The organism is Mammaliicoccus sp. O-M54, from assembly GCF_022386035.1.
Taxonomy (GTDB): Bacteria; Bacillota; Bacilli; order Staphylococcales; family Staphylococcaceae; genus Mammaliicoccus; species Mammaliicoccus sciuri_A.
Map to the genome: position 1 here is coordinate 224,549 of NZ_JAJNJE010000005.1, position 18,523 is coordinate 243,071.

Here is an 18,523-nt window from a genome sequence, read left to right on the forward strand (position 1 = left end):
TAATTGTTAATTTATCCACGTCTAAACCTCACACCTTGAGCTGTGTCTTCAAGAATAATATTTTGTTCTTTTAGTGCGTCTCTAATTTCGTCCGCTCTTTGGAAGTTCTTAGCTTTTCTTGCTTCATTACGTTCTTCAATTAATGCTTCAATTTCTTCATCAAGCAATTCATTTTGTTTTTTACCTACTAACGGTACACCGAGAACTTCACTAAAGATTTCATACACTTCTTTGAAACGATTAATTGTTTTTGTAGAAGTTGTATTTTCAAGTAAATATTTATTAGCTAATTTATTCAAGTCATACCATGCAGTCATTGCATTAGCTGTATTGAAATCATCATCCATAGATGTTTCAAAGTCTTTTAATATTTCATTAATACGTTCGATATGTTGTTCTGTTTCATCTTCTTCTAATACAGCATGTTGTGCTCTATCAACTAATGATTGATAACTGTTTCTTATTCTTTCTAAACCTCTACTAGCTGCTTGTACAAGTTCTAAATCATAGTTAATTGGATTTCTATAATGCGCACCTACCATAAAGAATCTTAATACATCAGGGTCAATTTCTTTTATAATGTCATGAACTAAAATAAAGTTACCTAATGATTTACTCATTTTTTCATTGTTAATATTTACAAAGCCGTTGTGCATCCAATAATTCGCGAATGTCTTATCATTGTGTGCTTCTGATTGGGCAATTTCATTTTCGTGGTGAGGGAATTGTAAGTCTGTTCCTCCAGCATGGATATCAATCGTATCGCCTAAATGTACTTGTGCCATTACAGAACATTCGATGTGCCAACCTGGTCTACCTTCACCCCATGGGCTATCCCATTTAATTTCGCCTGGTTTAGCTTTTTTCCATAAAGTGAAGTCTAGCGCATCTTCTTTTTGTTCACCAGATTCTATTCTAGCGCCAACTTTTAAGTCATCTAATGATTGATGGCTCAACTTACCATAATCATCAAAACGTCTTGTACGATAATATACGTCACCACCACTTTCATATGCATAGCCTTTTTCGACTAATACAGCTATAAACGCAATAATATCGTCCATGTGATCCATTACTCTTGGGTTCGCTGTTCCACGTTTACAATTTAAAGCACCTGTATCTTCGTAGAATGCTTCAATAAAACGATCCGCAATTTCCGGAACCGTTTCACCTAATTCATTAGCAGCTTTGATTAATTTGTCATCAACATCTGTAAAATTAGATACATATTGTACATCGTAGCCACGGTATTCTAAATATCTTCTTACGACATCAAATGCTACTGTTGCTCTTGCATTACCAATATGAATGTAGTTGTAAACTGTCGGTCCACATACATACATTTTTACTTTTCCTTCTTCGATAGGAATAAATTCTTCTTTTTGTCTTGTTAACGTATTATATAACGTAATCATCAACAATCTCTCCATTCTTCGTCTTTTCAAGTTGACGTTCTAATTCTTTTAATTGTTCATATATTGGGTCTGGTAAATTTGTATGATTAAAGTTCTTACCAATTTTCAATCCATCTTGTTTCACAATTCTACCTGGAATACCAACTACTGTAGAATAATCTGGTACATCTTTGAGAACGACTGAGTTCGCGCCAATATTCACATTGTTGCCGACTTCAATATTACCTAATACTTTTGCACCAGCAGCTATCAGTACATTATCACCTATATCTGGATGTCTTTTTCCACGTTCTTTACCTGTCCCACCAAGTGTTACACCTTGGTAGATTGTTACATTATTGCCGATACGACATGTTTCACCTATTACAATACCCATGCCATGGTCGATGAATAACCTCTTGCCGATTGTAGCACCTGGATGAATTTCAACTCCTGTGAAAAATCGAGCAATTTGAGATATAGACCTTGCTATAAAGTACATTTTTTTCTTAAAGAACCAATTAGCGATCAAATAACTCCATATAGCATGTAGTCCTGAGTAAGTCATAACGACTTCAAATGAAGATCTTGCTGCAGGGTCTTGATCGAAAACCATTTGAATATCATCTTTGACTCGTTTAAACATTTAAATCCCCCCTCAGATAACAAAAAGGCGCCCCTAACAATAATTGCTAGAGGTGCCTTTTTGCACGGTTCCACTCTTTTTAGCATTAAAAAATGCTCACTCTTTTAAATATTAACATCATCATATTTGTAATAAAGGTGCATTCGCTTAAGTAATGTGGCACATTTTCAGCAACCATGTACTCTCTAATTTCACATTAACTAATCTACTTGTCCTTTAAGTCATTTATATAATAATTTCTCGTTCTAAAAAAATCAAACAAAACGTTTTAATCTGTTAAGCACTTTATCTCGACCTAACAACGCAATTGTATTTGGTAATTCAGGGCCATGAGTTTGACCTGAAACAGCAACACGTATAGGCATAAATAATTGTTTACCTTTGATGCCTGTTTCTTTTTGAACAGCTTTAATTGATTTTTTAATTTCTGCTGGTTCAAACGGCTCTAAAGTTTCAAGTTGTTTCACAAGTTCAGCCATAACAGTTGGAACTTGTTCACCATCTAAGACTTCTTGTGCTTCGTCACTGAAATCAAGATGTTCTCTGAAGAATAACTCAGATAAAGGAACAATTTCTCCTGCATAACTCATTTGTTGTTGATATAAACCTACTAAGTCTCTTGCCCAAGATAATTCAGCTTCAGATGGACTTTCAGGTAATAAACCTGCTTTAACCATATGTGGAATTGTCATTTCAAAGACTGTTTCAGAATCTTTTTCTTTCATGTATTGGTTATTAATCCATTCTAATTTTTTCTTATCAAAGAATGCTGGTGATTTAGAAAGACGTTTTTCATCGAAGATTTTAATAAATTCTTCTTTAGAGAAGATTTCTTCTTCGCCTTCAGGAGACCATCCTAATAAACCAATAAAGTTAAAGATTGCTTCAGGTAAATATCCTAAATCTTTATATTGTTCGATGAACTGTAGAATTTGACCATCACGTTTACTTAATTTTTTACGCTCTTCATTAACGATTAATGTCATATGCGCAAATTGTGGAGGCTCGAATCCAAACGCTTCATAAATCATAAGTTGCTTAGGTGTGTTTGAAATATGATCATCACCACGAATAACGTGTGAAATTTCCATGTAGTAATCATCAATTGCAACTGCAAAGTTATAAGTTGGGATACCATCTTTTTTAACGATTACCCAGTCACCGATACCATTTGAATCAAATGATACTTCACCTTTAACGATATCATCGAATTTATATTCTTTATCTTGTGGCACTCTAAAGCGAATACTTGGTTGTCTACCTTCTGCTTCAAATGCTTCTTGTTCTTCTTTTGTTAAGTGTGCGTGTTTACCACCATAACGAGGCATTTCACCTCTTGCAATTTGCTCTTCGCGTTCTGCTTCTAATTCTTCTGAAGTCATATAACATTTATATGCTTTATCTTCAGCTAATAATTTTTCAATTAATGGCTTATAAATGTCGCCACGTTCAGATTGACGATATGGACCGTATCCTCCGTCTTTATTAACAGACTCATCCCAATCTAAACCTAACCATTCAAGGTTAGAAAATTGTGATGCTTCTCCGTCTTCTAAATTTCTGGCTATATCTGTATCTTCAATACGTATAACAAAGTCCCCATTATAATGTTTCGCAAATAAATAGTTAAATAATGCGGTTCTTGCGTTACCGATGTGTAAGTAACCAGTCGGACTTGGCGCGTATCTTACTCTTACTTTGTTACTCATCGTCTCACTCCTGTTTTATTCTTTACTTGTTAATAATACCACAGCTTGTGCTTGTATGCCTTCTTCTCTTCCTAGAAATCCTAATTTTTCATTCGTTGTTGCTTTTACATTTATATCTTCAATAGACACGTCTAATACTGAAGCAATTGCACTTCGCATTTGATCTATATAAGGCCTGAATTTAGGTTGTTCCGCTACAATTGTAGCATCTACATTCCCAAGTTTATATCCTTTTTTCAAAACTTGTTCATAAGATTCTTTAAGCAATAACTTTGAATCTGCATCTTTAAAAGCTGGATCTGTATCTGGGAATAGCTTCCCTATATCTCCTAGACTTGCAGCACCTAGAATAGCATCCGTAATTGCATGGAGCAACACATCTGCATCACTGTGACCTTTCAAACCATGTGTATGTTCAATCTCAAGACCACCAATGATCAATGGTCTTGCCGGATCAAATTCATGCACATCATAACCGTAACCTATTCTAAACATCGCAAATACCTCGCTTCTCTAGTATAGAATGTGCAATGATTAAATCTTCGTGTGTTGTAATTTTGATGTTGTCGTAATCACCATTTGATATATGTACTTGATACCCTGCTCTCTCTACTAACGAAGCATCATCCGTACCTAAGTAATTTTGTGTTTCTGCTTGTTCATAAGCTTCTAAAATTATGTCTCTTTTGAACGCTTGAGGTGTTTGAACTTGCCACATTGTTGAGCGATCGTAAGTTTGTTCAACAACACCATCGATCACTTGCTTGATTGTATCCTTAGCTTGAACTGCTAAAATCACTGCATCTTTTGTTAAGGCATCTTGATATAATTGGTTAATTTTTTCTTGTGTAATAAATGGTCTTGCACCATCATGAACCATCACAACTTCGGTATCAATCAATACTTTCAAGACTTCATTAATGCTATGTTGTCTTTCTTGACCACCTGGAATAATACCAGCAACTTTACTAAAATCTTTTAAATGTTCTTCCATTAATTCAACTTCGTCTGGATGTGCAGCAATAAAAATCTGTTCACATGAATCTATTTCTTGAAACACGGCAACAGTTTGACGAATAATTGTTTCACCGTTAATTTCTAGAAACAATTTGTTGATTTCAGTTCCCATCCTTTTACCTTGTCCAGCTGCAGGAATAATTGTCGTAAACCCCAATTTATGACACCTTCTTCGCAAATATAATTCTACCAGAGGAAGTTTGTAGTAAGCTCATCACTTCAACAGGAATTGTCTTTCCTATATATTCTCGTCCTTTTTCAATGACGACCATTGTACCATCATCAAGATAACCAACACCTTGATCATCTTCTTTACCTATTTTCGTAATTAATAAATCGAAAATATCCCCTTGGTGTAGTACTGGTTTAATCGCTTCTGATAAATCATTTACATTTAGAACTTTTATACCTTGAACTGCACATACTTTATTCAAATTATAATCTGTTGTAATAATACTTGCTTGATATCGTTTAGCTAAATTGATTAAGAGGGCATCTACATCTTTATGTGTAGACGTTGGTTCAATAATTGAAATCGAGAAATCTGTTTTCTTCAATTCATTTAATATATCTAACCCACGTTGTCCTTTATCGCGTTTAACACTGTCCTTTGCATCCGCAATGACTTGTAACTCTTCAATAACACCTTGAGGTACAAGGATTTCTCCATCTATAAAATGACACTTCACGACGTCTAATATTCTTCCGTCAATAATAGCACTTGTATCTAAAATTTTTGCGTATTTCGAAGTTGTTTGTCTCGTTAAAGAATTAGATATACTTTCAGGAAATAATCGTAAAATTTCTTCTCGTTTTTGCAAACCAATCTGAAAGCCTAGATAACATAAAAAAGCAGCAATAATAATAGGTAAGATATGTTTCAGAACTGGTGCACCGATCATTTCTAATATAAACGAAACCATAACCGCGATCATTAAGCCTATCATGACACCAACTGTGGCGAAGAATATTTCAAGAATACTCCTTTTTAATAAATATTTTTCTCCTTGATCAGCCATGTCTACAATCTTATCAATCAAAAACCCAAACAATAGGAAAATAACAACTGCACCTATAAGACCATCGATATATGGATTTGTCAGTACTTGTTCGGGTTGGATACTAAACGCATTAATCAGTTCTGGAATCACCATAATGCCTAGTGAGGAACCTATGACTAAATAACACAGTATGATTAGTCCTTTTAAAATTTTCATACGTTAACCTCCTAATGGTTAATTATGCATTAAAAGCAATTTTCAATGCTTCTCTTGTTGTTGATACGCCAATAACTTCTGTACCTTCAGGGAATTCTAAACCTTTAATATTATTTTTAGGTATGATAATACGTTTAAATCCTAATTTAGCCGCTTCTTGTACACGTTGATCAATTCTAGCAACCCTTCTTACTTCACCTGTTAAACCAACCTCACCTACGAAACAATCATCACCTTTAGTAGGTTTATCTTGGAAACTTGAAGCTATCGCGATAACAATACTTAAATCTACTGCGGGTTCACTTAATTTTACACCACCGGCAATTTTGATATATGCGTCTTGTTGTTGTAATAAGAAATTCTCTTTCTTCTCTAATACAGCCATCAATAAGCTTAATCTATTGTGATCAATACCTGTTGCCATTCTTCGTGGATTATGAAAAGTCGTTGGTGTTACTAAAGCTTGTACTTCAACTAAAATAGGTCTCGTACCTTCCATAGTTGCCACAATAGTTGAACCCGATACATGTTTCGTTCTTTCTTCTAAGAACATTTCAGACGGATTTTTAACTTCGTTAAGACCCGTTTGCTTCATTTCAAAAATACCCATTTCATTTGTCGAACCAAAACGGTTTTTAACTGCTCTTAATATTCTGTATGCATGATGTGTATCGCCTTCAAAATACAATACTGTATCAACCATATGTTCTAACAAACGTGGACCAGCAATTTGTCCATCTTTCGTTACGTGTCCAACAATAAATGTAGCAATATTCATTTGTTTTGCGATATGCATTAAATTTTGTGTACATTCTCTAACTTGAGAAACAGAACCTGGCGCAGACGTAACTTCAGGGTGGAAGACAGTTTGAATGGAATCTATTACTAATACATCTGGTTTTTCTTTTTGAACCATACTATGTATAATCTCTAAATTCGTTTCAGCATAAACATTTAATTCTCCTGAATCTTCAACTAATCTTTCAGCTCTTAATTTCGTTTGTCTTACAGATTCTTCACCTGAAACATATAAGACATTTTTTTGTTGAGATAAAGCCGCACAAATTTGTAATAACAATGTGGATTTACCAATACCAGGGTCACCACCAATGAGTACAAGCGAACCTTCTACAACACCACCGCCTAATACGCGATTAAATTCATTGATTTTTGTCTTAATTCTAGGTGTATCTTCTTCTTTAACGTCTTTTAATTTTTCTATTTTTTGTGCGGGTACATCTGACTTGAATGTATTTTTAGGACCTTTAGTTTCTTTATGTTCTATTGATTCTTCCATTTGGTTCCATGCACCACAATTTGGGCATTTCCCCATCCATTTTGGAGATTGATATCCGCAGGCTAAACACTCAAATATTACTTTCTTTTTGGCCATTCATGTTACCTCCGTATTAATTGAATAGTTATATTTTAAACTTGACTGACATTAAAAACAAATTAATATACTTTAAAATCAATATAAAAGCCCGCAAACTATTATGATAAATAGCTTGCGGACTCATTATAATATTAAATTAACATTGTTGATTTTTAAGCTTTTGAAGTTTCTTCTGCTTCTTTATGATCTGATAAATCGAATTTAAATTCATCATCTCTATAATCTACAATGACATCTTTACCTACTAAATCTTGTCCAGATAAGATTAATTCACTTAAATTATCTTCGACGTGTTTTTGAATAGCACGTGTTAATGGTCTTGCACCATATTCTGGATCGAATCCTTCATCAGCAATTTTTTCTTGTGCTGAATCTGAAAGCGTAATGTGAATGCCTTGTTCTGATAATCGTTTCGTTAAGTTACCAACCATTTTATTCACAATTTCTTTAAGATGTGTTTTTTCAAGTTTGTGGAAGACGATAATATCATCTACACGGTTTAAGAATTCTGGTCTAAATTGTTGTTTTAATTCATCCATCATTGTTTTTCTGATAGTTTCGTAATCCGGTCCACTTTCTTTAGCACCGAATCCAACAAATTTTGCATTTTGTAATTCTTGTGCACCAACGTTTGATGTCATGATAATAACAGTGTTTCTAAAGTCTACTTTACGACCTTTAGAATCTGTTAAGTGACCATCATCTAACACTTGTAACAAGATATTAAATACATCTGGATGTGCTTTTTCAATTTCGTCAAATAGGATAACTGAATATGGTTTACGTCTTACATTTTCAGTTAATTGTCCACCATCATCATGACCTACATAACCTGGAGGAGAACCTACTAAACGACTGACAGAGTGTTTCTCCATAAACTCACTCATGTCGACTCTAATCATAGCATCTTCTTCACCGAACATTGCATCAGCTAATGTACGTGCAAGTTCAGTTTTACCAACACCTGTTGGACCTAAGAATATAAAGCTACCAATTGGTCTCTTAGGATCTTTAAGACCAGCACGGGCACGTCTTACTGCTTTAGAAATAGATTTAACTGCATCGTTTTGACCGATTACACGTTCATGTAAGATAGTTTCTAAGTTTAGTAATCGCTCTGACTCAGTTTCGTTTAATTTCGTAATTGGAATACCTGTCCAATTTGCGACAACGACTGCGATATCTTCTGCAGTTACACAAGTGTTTTTCTCACCTTGTGCTTTTTTCCATTCGTTTTTAGTATCTTCTAATTGTTTTTCAAGTTTAGTTTGTTTATCTCTTAAATTAGCTGCATTTTCAAACTCTTGAGAATGTACGGCAGCATCTTTTTCTTTCTTAACTGTTTCTAATTCTGATTCAAGTTCTTTAAGACTTGGAGGTGTTGTATAGTTTCTAAGTCTTACTTTAGAACTTGCTTCATCGATTAAGTCGATTGCTTTATCAGGTAGGAATCTATCTGAAATGTAACGGTCACTCATATTAACGGCCGCTTCAATCGCTTCATCTGAAATATTAATACGGTGATGCGCTTCGTAACGATCTCTCAAACCTTTTAAAATCGCAATTGAATCTTCAGTATTTGGTTCATCAACTGTTACAGGTTGGAAACGACGTTCTAATGCTGCATCTTTTTCAATATATTTACGGTATTCATCTAATGTAGTTGCACCGATACATTGTAGTTCACCACGCGCTAATGCTGGTTTCAAGATGTTTGATGCATCGATAGCACCTTCTGCTCCACCTGCACCAATCAGTGTGTGTAACTCATCGATGAATAACACGATATTACCTGCTTGATGAATTTCTTCCATTACTTTTTTAAGTCTTTCTTCAAATTCACCACGATATTTAGTACCTGCTACAACAGTACCCATGTCTAATGACATAACGCGTTTACCTTTTAATGTTTCTGGCACTTCGTTTTGTACGATTGCTTGTGCTAAGCCTTCAACGATAGCCGTTTTACCGACACCTGGTTCACCGATTAATACCGGATTGTTTTTAGTTCTTCTACTTAACACTTCAATGACACGTGTAATTTCATCTGAACGACCAACTACTGGATCTAACGTACCATCTTGCGCAATCACAGTTAAGTCTCTTGCTAATCCATCTAAAGTTGGTGTTGCCTGATTTTTAGTCGTTTGTGCATTTTTTGAACCTTGCTCTGGACTACCTAATGATTTAACAACTTGTGCTCTTGCTTTAGTGATATTTAAATCTAAATTAGCAAACACACGTGCTGCCACACCTTCGTTCTCACGAATTAATCCTAATAATAGATGTTCTGTTCCAACAAATGTATGGTTTAACTTTCTTGCTTCATCCATTGAAAGTTCAATTACTTTCTTAGCTCTTGGTGTGTAATGAATCGCACCAACTTGTTCTTGACCTTGGCCAATTAAGTTTTCAACTTCTTTAGTTACTTTTTCTTCAGTAATACCGAAAGCATCTAGCACTTTAGCTGCTATGCCTTCAGGTTCTTTCATTAAACCTAATAATAAATGTTCCGTACCTATATTTGAATGATTCAATCTCATTGCTTCTTCTTGTGCATGCGCTAATACACGTTGCGCACGTTCTGTTAATCTACCAAATAGCATAAACTAACCTCCTATTTTATATATGTTCTCTTAAAAAGGTTGCTCTTTGTTCATCTACAGATTGTTCCGAGTCATTACCTTCAAAGAATGGTGTTTGTATTGTAACCATTAAATTATCAAAATTAAAGTTATTACTCTCGATATGTCCTAAATCTATACCCAGTTTCATTTCACTTAATCTTAATGAAGCTTCTTCAACAGATATTAATTGTGCAGATTTCAATATACCTTTCGCACGATGAACTCTGTCTTTTGTTTCCATATGATTAAAGCGATCAAGCCTTTGTCTAATTTGTTCTTCTTCACTAATGATTTGTTCAACAATTTGCGTTAAATCTTCAATGATTTCTTCTTCAGTCTTACCAAGTGTTAATTGATTGGATATTTGATACACATGACCAAGTGCACCTGTACCTTCACCATAAATACCTCGAATAGTATATCCGAATCTATTGATAGCTTGTCCAATTCGTTTCATACGTTTCATAATGCTTAAGCCAGGTAAGTGCAACATAACACTCGCTCTTAACCCTGTTCCAATGTTCGTTGGACAAGTTGTTAAAAATCCGTGCTGTTCATCATAAGAAATCGTTAGATGTTTATCAAGCTCATCATCTAATTTAGATGCTGTTTCATACAACTCATTTAACACAAGATTGTGACCCATAACTTGTATTCTAACGTGATCTTCTTCGTTGATCATAACACTTGTTGATTCATCTTCATTTAATAATACTGCACCAAATTTCTGTTTTGTCAGTGCTGGGCTAATGAGATGTTTGAACACGAGTTTATTTTGATCTAGTTCACTTAAATCTGATAACTTCGTCAATTTCAATTCTGATAATGCTTTACTCACTTTTTCTATTACTTTGTTGCCTGTTTCGTCATCTTCTTCATATTTGAGCGGATGAACTTCGTCTTGAAGGTTACGTGCAAGTCTTATTCTAGAACTCATGACAATTGGCGTGTCTTCTGTTTCTTTCATCCAATCGCTAATATGTTCATTCATATGCTCTTCCATTTACTCGACCTCACCTTCTGCTTTCAATGCTTTTATTTCATCTCTTACTACTGCTGCATCTTCAAAGGCTTGCTCTTCAATTAAGCCTTGGAGTATTTTTTCTTTCTCTGCAATTTGTTGTTTGAGTTGTATTTTACTTCTTGAAGATACAGGTATTTTACCTGTATGCTCCCCACTGCCCGCTTGAACTCTTCTAATAATTTGCGGTACATCAACTTTAAAAGTTTCATAGCAGTCATGACAACCAAACTTACCAACTTTAGCAATATCTGTTAAAGTCATGCCACAAGTAGGACAGTGCTTTTCTTCTTGTGGTTGAACTTGTTTAAAGTTAATACCATGTTTACCTACTAAATATTGTAGAAATTGGTTCACAACAAATTCTTGGTCCAAATTTTGATCACTCATATGATCATCTTGGAAATAAAAATGTTCTGAAGCACAGTTTTTACATATCCATTGTTCTGTTTTATGTTTCTTACCTGTTGATGTTAATTGAATTGTTGCTTCTTCTTTACCACAAATTTCACAAAGCATACTGTCACTCCTTTTTAACTATAATGTATGACGGCAAGTATACGTTTCAATATATTTGCTCGAATAATATCTCTATATGGTATTTCTATTTGCAATGTATCTCTATGAAGCGTTTGAACAATCATTTTTTTCTCTCTATCTGTAATTAAGTCATTTTCATACAAACCATCCACAATTCTAAATGCATTTGCTTGTGAGATTTGATCACCTGTCAATTCAATTAGATGTCTAATGAATGCTGATTGACTATTCGTTTCAACTTTTGAAATACGAATGTAACCACCGCCGCCTCTTTTACTTTCAATAGCGTATCCGTGCTCATTTGTAAATCTTGTTTTTATAACATAGTTTAATTGGGAAGGTACACAATCAAACTTTTCAGCAATATGTGCACGTTTAATTTCAACGACATCTCCTTGAGCCTCCTCTAGCAATTGCTTTAAGTATTGCTCAATGATATCCGACATGTTGTGCATTAATTCATCACCTCTTTTGACCTTCTTTGACTATATTATATGTTCTGTTGTTTATTATTTCAATTAATTTGTTTCTTTAAAAATTTTTAAAATTTTATACCGCTTTCAAAAGAAATAAGTTATCATATAAGGTAGGTTATGATTGAGTATAAACGAAGGGAAAGGTGTGTCAATTATGCATTATATTATCGGGATTATCGGTATCTTATTATTCCTATTTCTAGCATGGTTAGTAAGCTCTGATAAAATGCGTGTTAGATGGCAGTATATAGGATTAATGATCGTAATCCAGTTTATATTTGCTTTCTTATTATTAAAAACAACAGGTGGATTAACTATCATAGGTGGTATTTCAAGTGGTTTTGGCTACATCATAGCAAAAGCTATGGAAGGGATAAACTTCGTATTTGCAGGTATTGCAAATATCGATCCTAAGACAGATAAGCCTGTTTCAGTTTATTTCCTTAACGTATTAATGCCAATTGTGTTTGTATCAGCACTTATCGGTATTTTACAATATCTTAAAATCTTACCTCTTATCATTAAATATTTAGGTTTAATTATTTCTAAAGTTAATGGTATGGGTAAATTAGAATCATATAATGCGGTCGCATCTGCAATTTTAGGTCAATCAGAAGTGTTTATTTCTATCAAAAAACAACTTCCATTAATTCCTAAACATCGTATGTATACATTAACAGCTTCAGCTATGTCTACTATATCTGCATCAATCGTTGGTGCATATTTTACGATGGTTGAACCAAGATACGTTGTAACAGCTATCGTATTAAACTTATTTGGTGGATTTATTATGGCATCCATTATTAATCCATATACAGTAGATCCAAAAGAAGACGACATCATGATTCAAGAATCAGAAGAAAAACAATCATTCTTCGAAATGTTAGGTGAATATATTTTAGATGGTTTCAAAGTTGCTGTTATCGTAGCAGCAATGTTAATCGGTTATGTTGCATTAATCGGACTATTAAATGGTGTTACGTCTAACATTTTAAGTTTCGTTTCTGGTGGTTCAGTTTCATGGGACTTCCAAACATTAATTGGATTTGTATTTGCACCATTCGCCTTCTTAACAGGGGTTCCTTGGGCAGATGCAGTACAATCAGGTAGTATTATGGCTACTAAAGTTCTTTCAAATGAATTTGTTGCGATGGGTATTTTACCTGATGCAGATATTTCAGAAAGAGCAAATGGTATCATTTCAGTATTCTTAGTTTCATTCGCAAACTTTGGTTCTATTGGTATCATCGCGGGTGCTGTTAAATCATTAAATGATAAACAAGGGGATAATGTCGCACGTTTCGGTATTAAATTATTATACGGTGCAACATTAGTATCATTCTTATCAGCTACAATCGCAGGATTTTTCTTATAATAAATAGAAGCAGTCTACAGAACAATAATCGTTCTGTAGACTGCTTTTTTGTTTATTATACTTGCTCTGTTTGATATTGTTTTACGATTTCTTCAATGAAATACGCCATAATTTTGTAGTCTTCAGTAAGTTCCGGATGGAATGAAATACCTAAGTATTGATTTTGTCTTACAGCTACAATTCTATCTTCGACCTTAGATAATACCTCAACACCTTCATGAGCTGATTGTATATGAGGTGCACGTATAAATACGGCATTAACCGCTTCTTCAATACCTTTAACATCTAAATCTTGTTCAAAGCTATCTACTTGTCTACCAAATGAATTTCTCTCAACTACAACGTCCAATTTATTTAAATGACTTTCTTGGCCAACTACTTCTTTCGCTAAAAGTATTAACCCAGCACAAGTTCCATACATAGGTAATGAACTATTTCTTAGTGCTTCTGTAAAGCCGTATAAATCCATTAAACGACGCATAGTCGTTGATTCTCCACCAGGTAAGACTAAACCATCAATTTCATCTAATTGCTCTACATGCTTAATTGTAATACCTTCATGGCCAGCTTTTTCAATATGCTTTATATGTTCTCTTACAGCACCTTGTAAACCTAGGACACCTATCTTCATATTACCATCCACGCTCTTGCATACGTTCTTCTAATGATAATTGATTGATGTCTAAACCTTTCATAGCTGGTCCTAATTCTTTAGACAATTCAGCAATTAATTTATAATCTTGATAATGTGTAGTTGCTTGAACAATTGCTTTAGCAAATTTTTCTGGAGCTTCAGATTTAAAGATACCAGATCCAACGAATACACCGTCAGCACCTAATTCCATCATTAACGCAGCATCAGCTGGCGTTGCAACCCCACCTGCTGCAAAGTTTACAACTGGTAAACGACCTAAATCTTTAATTTCTTTTAATACTTCATATGGTGCACCAATATTTTTAGCTTCAGTCATAATTTCGTCGTCACTCATCACAACTAATTTACGCACTTCTGCGTTCACTTGTCTCATATGACGAACTGCTTCAACTATATTTCCAGTTCCTGGTTCACCTTTCGTACGTAACATTGCAGCACCTTCACCAATTCTACGTGCAGCCTCACCTAAATTACGGCAACCACAAACAAATGGCACTGTAAATTCATCTTTTTTCAAATGATATTCTTCATCAGCTGGTGTTAACACTTCTGACTCATCAATATAATCAACGCCCATTGATTCCAATACACGTGCTTCTGTAATATGACCAATTCTACCTTTAGCCATAACAGGAATAGATACAGCATTCATAACTTCTTCTACAATACGTGGGTCAGCCATTCTTGCTACCCCACCTGCTGCTCTAATATCAGATGGTACGCGTTCTAATGCCATTACAGCAACAGCACCTGCTTCTTCAGCTAATTTAGCTTGTTCGGCATTAACCACATCCATGATTACGCCACCTTTTTGCATTTCTGCCATACCTCTTTTAACTTTATCTGAACCAGTAATTTTTGACATCGAAAAACTTCCTCCTTTTAAATCGCTTACTAGTAGGTTATACTAAATTCTGAACTGGTAAAAGAGTCAGATTTATCAAATAATTAGTGGTCAGTTTTCGAGGTGAATAAAATGGAAATGCTCATGTTCGACATCAATAGGAAGATTAATACGCCTATATACATACAACTATATGAAAATATCAAAAAAAATATTATTAACGACATTATGAGGTATAACGAAAAATTACCTTCCAAAAGACAATTAAGTCATTATTTATCGGTTAGTCAAACAACGATAGAACACGCTTATCAGCTACTTTGCGATGAAGGTTATATCTATAGTAAAAATCGTTCTGGCTTTTATATTAATGACATCGTAAATCTACCGGTAACCTATAAAACAAAAATCCCTGAATCCCACTATATAGAAGAACAAAAGTATCAATATAGCTTTAAACTAGGCGCAATAGACAAAACGCATTTCCCAAACGACCTTTTTAGAAAATACGCTAAAGAAGCATTTGATGAACAGCAAATAGATTTATTAGATAGTGGCCATAAACAAGGCGATTTTAATTTAAGAAAAGAAATCAGTTATTATGTCTTTCATAGTCGTGGCGTAAATTGTTCTCCAGATCAAATTGTCGTTGGGTCGTCAACAGAGCAGTTACTATCCATTATTACAGATATCATTTCAGAGTCTAAATATATGATAGAAGATCCATTATACAAACAAGTGAGAGATTTATTAAAAAGAAAACATATCCCATTTGACTTTATTCCGGTTACGCAAAACGGGATTGATATAGAACAAATTATCAAGACGGATAGTGATGTTGTTTATATAACACCAAGTCATCAATTTCCAACTGGTGTCATTATGGACTTAAAACGACGAACACAACTCATCAAATGGGCTTCAGAACAAGACAATCGTTTTATTATTGAAGATGACTATGATTCAGAGTTTAGATATAGTGGAAGGCCGATACCAGCACTACAAAGTTTAGATCATTCAGATAGCGTCATATATGTTAGTACGTTCTCTAAATCTATTTCGCCTTCGTTGCGTGTAGCATATGCTGTACTTCCGAAAAATTTAATTGCTTTATATCACAAAAAGACAAACATAGAAGGTGGCACCGTACCAAGACATACTCAATACATGTTAGCAAGATTTATGAATGAAGGTCATTTCGAAAGACATTTAAATCGCATGAGAAAAATATATCGAACTAAAAGAGATATTATACTCGAACAACTCAAAAAATATCCTGAAACATTTTCGATTTCAGGGGAATTAACGGGAATGCATTTTATATTAAATGTTCATAATGGTTTATCTTTAGAGGAATGTATAAGAAGAATTGAAGCATGCAATATCGATATTAAACCCCTCTCTCATTATCGCTTTAAACAAACTGATGAGAAACCTCACTTTGTTCTCGGATTCGGTGGTATTAATATTGAAGATGCCAAAACACATATCAATAGTTTAATAGAATGTTTAACCAAATAAAAAAAGACTTCATCGCGAAGTCTTTTTTTATTTGCTATGACTTAAACTTTGTAATTTCATTAGTTCATTTCTAATACTTGTATATTCTTTTAATTCTGGTAAATCAATTTTTTCATAGTCTGCATTAAAGACCACTTTCTTACAAATATTCTCATAAGTCGCTAAATAAAGTCCTAAGTCATGGTCTGATAGCGTCGTAATCTTACCTTGTGCATAAGCTCTTTCTAACGTAAATGCTAATTGTTCAACTGTAAATATAATCGGATAAACATATTCAATCTTTTTAACTTTGTTATCCATTTCATTCAACGCAGCTTGATACATTGCCTTCGTATTCATGATCTCAGTGTGCAAATCTGTGATGACTTTTGATTTTGCAATATTATGATGATACTTATTAGAAGAAAATATTGCATGAAACAAACTTGCTTGTAGTTTTAACGTATTATTAATCGTCTTAGGTAATTTTTTAGATGCTTGATTTCTTCCTACTATCAGTACACCAATTAAACCTATTACTGAACCAATTACAACATCAACAATTCTTGGCATCACTAAATATGTATCGAAATGTTGAGTGATTGCTGCTGACATTAAAAGAACATTCGGCGTGATAAATGTGACTGCAATTGTATAATTAAATGCGACTAATAACTCAGCTGTTCCCATCAAGATAGCCATTAGTATGACAATCGTCCATGTATTAGGCTCAAATGCTAAAATTAAAATTGCAACTAACATACCTGTAATTGTACCTACTGTTCTTTGTAATGCTCTTTGGATTGTAGAGAGTGATGATGAACCTAATAATACAGAACAACAAGATATTGGTATCCAATAAGCTCTTTCAAACCCCATACCAAATGCAATAATAACTGAAGTAAATAATATAACCCCATATTGCATAGAGGACATTAAAACTAAAGAATCTCTTGATAAATTTTCTTTAATAATTCTTGAATACATCGGTTTTCTATAAATAATTTGTTTATCAAATTGCAAATTCTTATCGTTAAGTATCATGACTGTATCATTAATTAATTCAGCTAATGACTTTATGTAAGAGCTCTCTCCATCATATTCAATCGGTACATATTGAGCAGATTCATTACCTGCAATTCTAAGCTGAATATAAGTAAGTGCTTCACTTATTTCTTTTGGTAACTCTTTATAACCTTGAGAAGATAATTCTAAACAAGCAGACCATATAGCTTCACTGCGTCCTTTTAACTGCAACATTCTATTATAACCATGCGTTTTATTCCAAAAAGCATTAGCTGTCGTCAAAGTATTTGTTGCATGATGTATCGCATTTAAAGTATTACTACGTGCATTATCAAATTTTTCCCCACTAAAATTTTCAGTTAAATATGCTAAATTTTTATAAATATTTGATACACTTTCTGCTTCCGGTTTTTTATGATTAAACATTGCATCAATTATTACAACAATTGTACTAACAATACCACCACATAATACAAGTAATCCTCTGTTTAGGAAATCTTCAGGCATAATTGGCATAATAGAAGCTACACTATATGTAAGTACAAAGAATAAAGAAGAAGGTCCAGGTATTTGAAAAGCTTTTAAAACGAAATGACCTATCATCCCTATGAGTCCTAATACTAATGCATATAAAAATGGAATCGTTATTGTAATCGTTCCTAACATGATACAAACACTTAATACTATAGAAACTGCTATAACTTTTCTAATTCGTGAAGGATATGATCCATTAATAATGTAGATATTACTAAATGATCCTAGTAAGGCAGTTAGTCCTAGATCGAATCTTCCAAGTAATACACTTCCAGCTAAAATGATAAAAACAATAATAGCTTGCATAAATGCTTTTTTAGTTGCAAGATTGTTCTTATTCACTTTAAACATCACATCAAAATACTTCTTCATGTTATATCTCCTCTCACAATTTTCAAGCAAAAAAAAGAGACCTAACAGGTCTCGAGTGCGGCTCATCGCATCCATTTATAAACATTTGCCCGGCAACGTCCTACTCTCGCGGAACGTAAGCCCAACTACCATCGGCGCTAAAGAGCTTAACTTCTGTGTTCGGCATGGGAACAG

Annotated in this window: 16 protein-coding genes and 1 rRNA gene; 2 read left to right on the plus strand and 15 right to left on the minus strand. The window is 33.9% G+C overall.

Translation table 11 applies throughout. The features are described from left to right. Positions 1-11: 11 nt before the first annotated feature. The 11 genes from cysS to LQ673_RS10565 form a co-directional block, all read right to left on the minus strand. Entirely contained in the window at positions 12-1,415 is a 1,404-nt protein-coding gene (gene cysS, locus LQ673_RS10515; RefSeq protein ID WP_037589914.1) for a cysteine--tRNA ligase, read from the minus strand. Beyond that, a complete protein-coding gene (cysE, locus tag LQ673_RS10520; protein ID WP_025904850.1) occupies positions 1,399-2,040 on the minus strand; it encodes a serine O-acetyltransferase in 642 nt (213 codons plus the stop codon). The genes cysS and cysE overlap by 17 nt, the downstream gene beginning before the upstream one ends. Positions 2,041-2,294: 254 nt before the next feature. Beyond that, positions 2,295-3,749 (minus strand): glutamate--tRNA ligase, encoded by a 1,455-nt coding sequence (gene gltX, locus LQ673_RS10525; RefSeq protein WP_025904849.1) that lies wholly within the window; start codon positions 3,747-3,749, stop codon positions 2,295-2,297. Between the two features lie 15 nt (positions 3,750-3,764). Next, the gene (gene ispF, locus LQ673_RS10530) at positions 3,765-4,244 is read right to left on the minus strand and encodes a 2-C-methyl-D-erythritol 2,4-cyclodiphosphate synthase (RefSeq protein WP_025904848.1); all 480 of its coding nucleotides are present in this window, start codon (positions 4,242-4,244) and stop codon (positions 3,765-3,767) included. Beyond that, on the minus strand, positions 4,237-4,923 hold the full coding sequence (gene ispD, locus LQ673_RS10535; protein ID WP_191836247.1) for a 2-C-methyl-D-erythritol 4-phosphate cytidylyltransferase: 687 nt from the start codon (positions 4,921-4,923) through the stop codon (positions 4,237-4,239). Before ispD ends, ispF begins: the two co-directional genes overlap by 8 nt. A gap of 1 nt (position 4,924) precedes the next feature. Next, on the minus strand, positions 4,925-5,983 hold the full coding sequence (locus tag LQ673_RS10540; RefSeq protein WP_037589912.1) for a PIN/TRAM domain-containing protein: 1,059 nt from the start codon (positions 5,981-5,983) through the stop codon (positions 4,925-4,927). Positions 5,984-6,005: 22 nt separating this feature from the next. After that, complete coding sequence (gene radA / locus LQ673_RS10545; RefSeq protein ID WP_025904845.1) at positions 6,006-7,376, minus strand: DNA repair protein RadA; 1,371 nt, start codon at positions 7,374-7,376, stop codon at positions 6,006-6,008. Between the two features lie 155 nt (positions 7,377-7,531). Continuing rightward, entirely contained in the window at positions 7,532-9,985 is a 2,454-nt protein-coding gene (locus LQ673_RS10550; RefSeq protein ID WP_239705417.1) for an ATP-dependent Clp protease ATP-binding subunit, read from the minus strand. A 16-nt stretch (positions 9,986-10,001) separates the two neighbouring features. Further along, positions 10,002-11,009: a protein arginine kinase gene (locus tag LQ673_RS10555; protein ID WP_025904843.1), complete on the minus strand. Its 1,008-nt coding sequence runs from the start codon at positions 11,007-11,009 to the stop codon at positions 10,002-10,004. After that, entirely contained in the window at positions 11,010-11,546 is a 537-nt protein-coding gene (locus LQ673_RS10560) for an excinuclease ABC subunit B (protein WP_239705412.1), read from the minus strand. A gap of 14 nt (positions 11,547-11,560) precedes the next feature. After that, on the minus strand, positions 11,561-12,022 hold the full coding sequence (locus tag LQ673_RS10565) for a CtsR family transcriptional regulator (protein ID WP_025904841.1): 462 nt from the start codon (positions 12,020-12,022) through the stop codon (positions 11,561-11,563). A 175-nt stretch (positions 12,023-12,197) separates the two neighbouring features. Between LQ673_RS10565 and LQ673_RS10570 the strand changes: the two genes are divergently transcribed. After that, complete coding sequence (locus LQ673_RS10570) at positions 12,198-13,418, plus strand: NupC/NupG family nucleoside CNT transporter (RefSeq protein WP_037589906.1); 1,221 nt, start codon at positions 12,198-12,200, stop codon at positions 13,416-13,418. A 55-nt stretch (positions 13,419-13,473) separates the two neighbouring features. Here LQ673_RS10570 and pdxT read toward each other — a convergent pair whose 3' ends face one another. Both pdxT and pdxS read right to left on the minus strand, forming a co-directional pair. Next, positions 13,474-14,049, minus strand: coding sequence for a pyridoxal 5'-phosphate synthase glutaminase subunit PdxT (gene pdxT / locus LQ673_RS10575; RefSeq protein ID WP_037589905.1), 576 nt, complete (start codon positions 14,047-14,049; stop codon positions 13,474-13,476). A 1-nt stretch (position 14,050) separates the two neighbouring features. After that, the gene (gene pdxS / locus LQ673_RS10580; protein WP_025904838.1) at positions 14,051-14,938 is read right to left on the minus strand and encodes a pyridoxal 5'-phosphate synthase lyase subunit PdxS; all 888 of its coding nucleotides are present in this window, start codon (positions 14,936-14,938) and stop codon (positions 14,051-14,053) included. 111 nt (positions 14,939-15,049) lie between these two features. On the opposite strand from pdxS, the gene pdxR reads away from it, so the two are divergent. Continuing rightward, positions 15,050-16,438, plus strand: a complete 1,389-nt coding sequence (pdxR, locus tag LQ673_RS10585; protein ID WP_126476322.1) for a MocR-like pyridoxine biosynthesis transcription factor PdxR — start codon at positions 15,050-15,052, stop codon at positions 16,436-16,438. A 27-nt stretch (positions 16,439-16,465) separates the two neighbouring features. On the opposite strand, the gene LQ673_RS10590 is transcribed toward pdxR, so the two are convergent. Both LQ673_RS10590 and rrf read right to left on the minus strand, forming a co-directional pair. After that, positions 16,466-18,349 carry an FUSC family protein gene (locus LQ673_RS10590; RefSeq protein WP_239705410.1) on the minus strand — a complete coding sequence of 628 codons (1,884 nt, stop codon included), beginning with the start codon at positions 18,347-18,349 and terminating at the stop codon, positions 16,466-16,468. An 87-nt stretch (positions 18,350-18,436) separates the two neighbouring features. Beyond that, a 5S ribosomal RNA gene (gene rrf, locus LQ673_RS10595) occupies positions 18,437-18,523 on the minus strand; the annotation flags it as partial.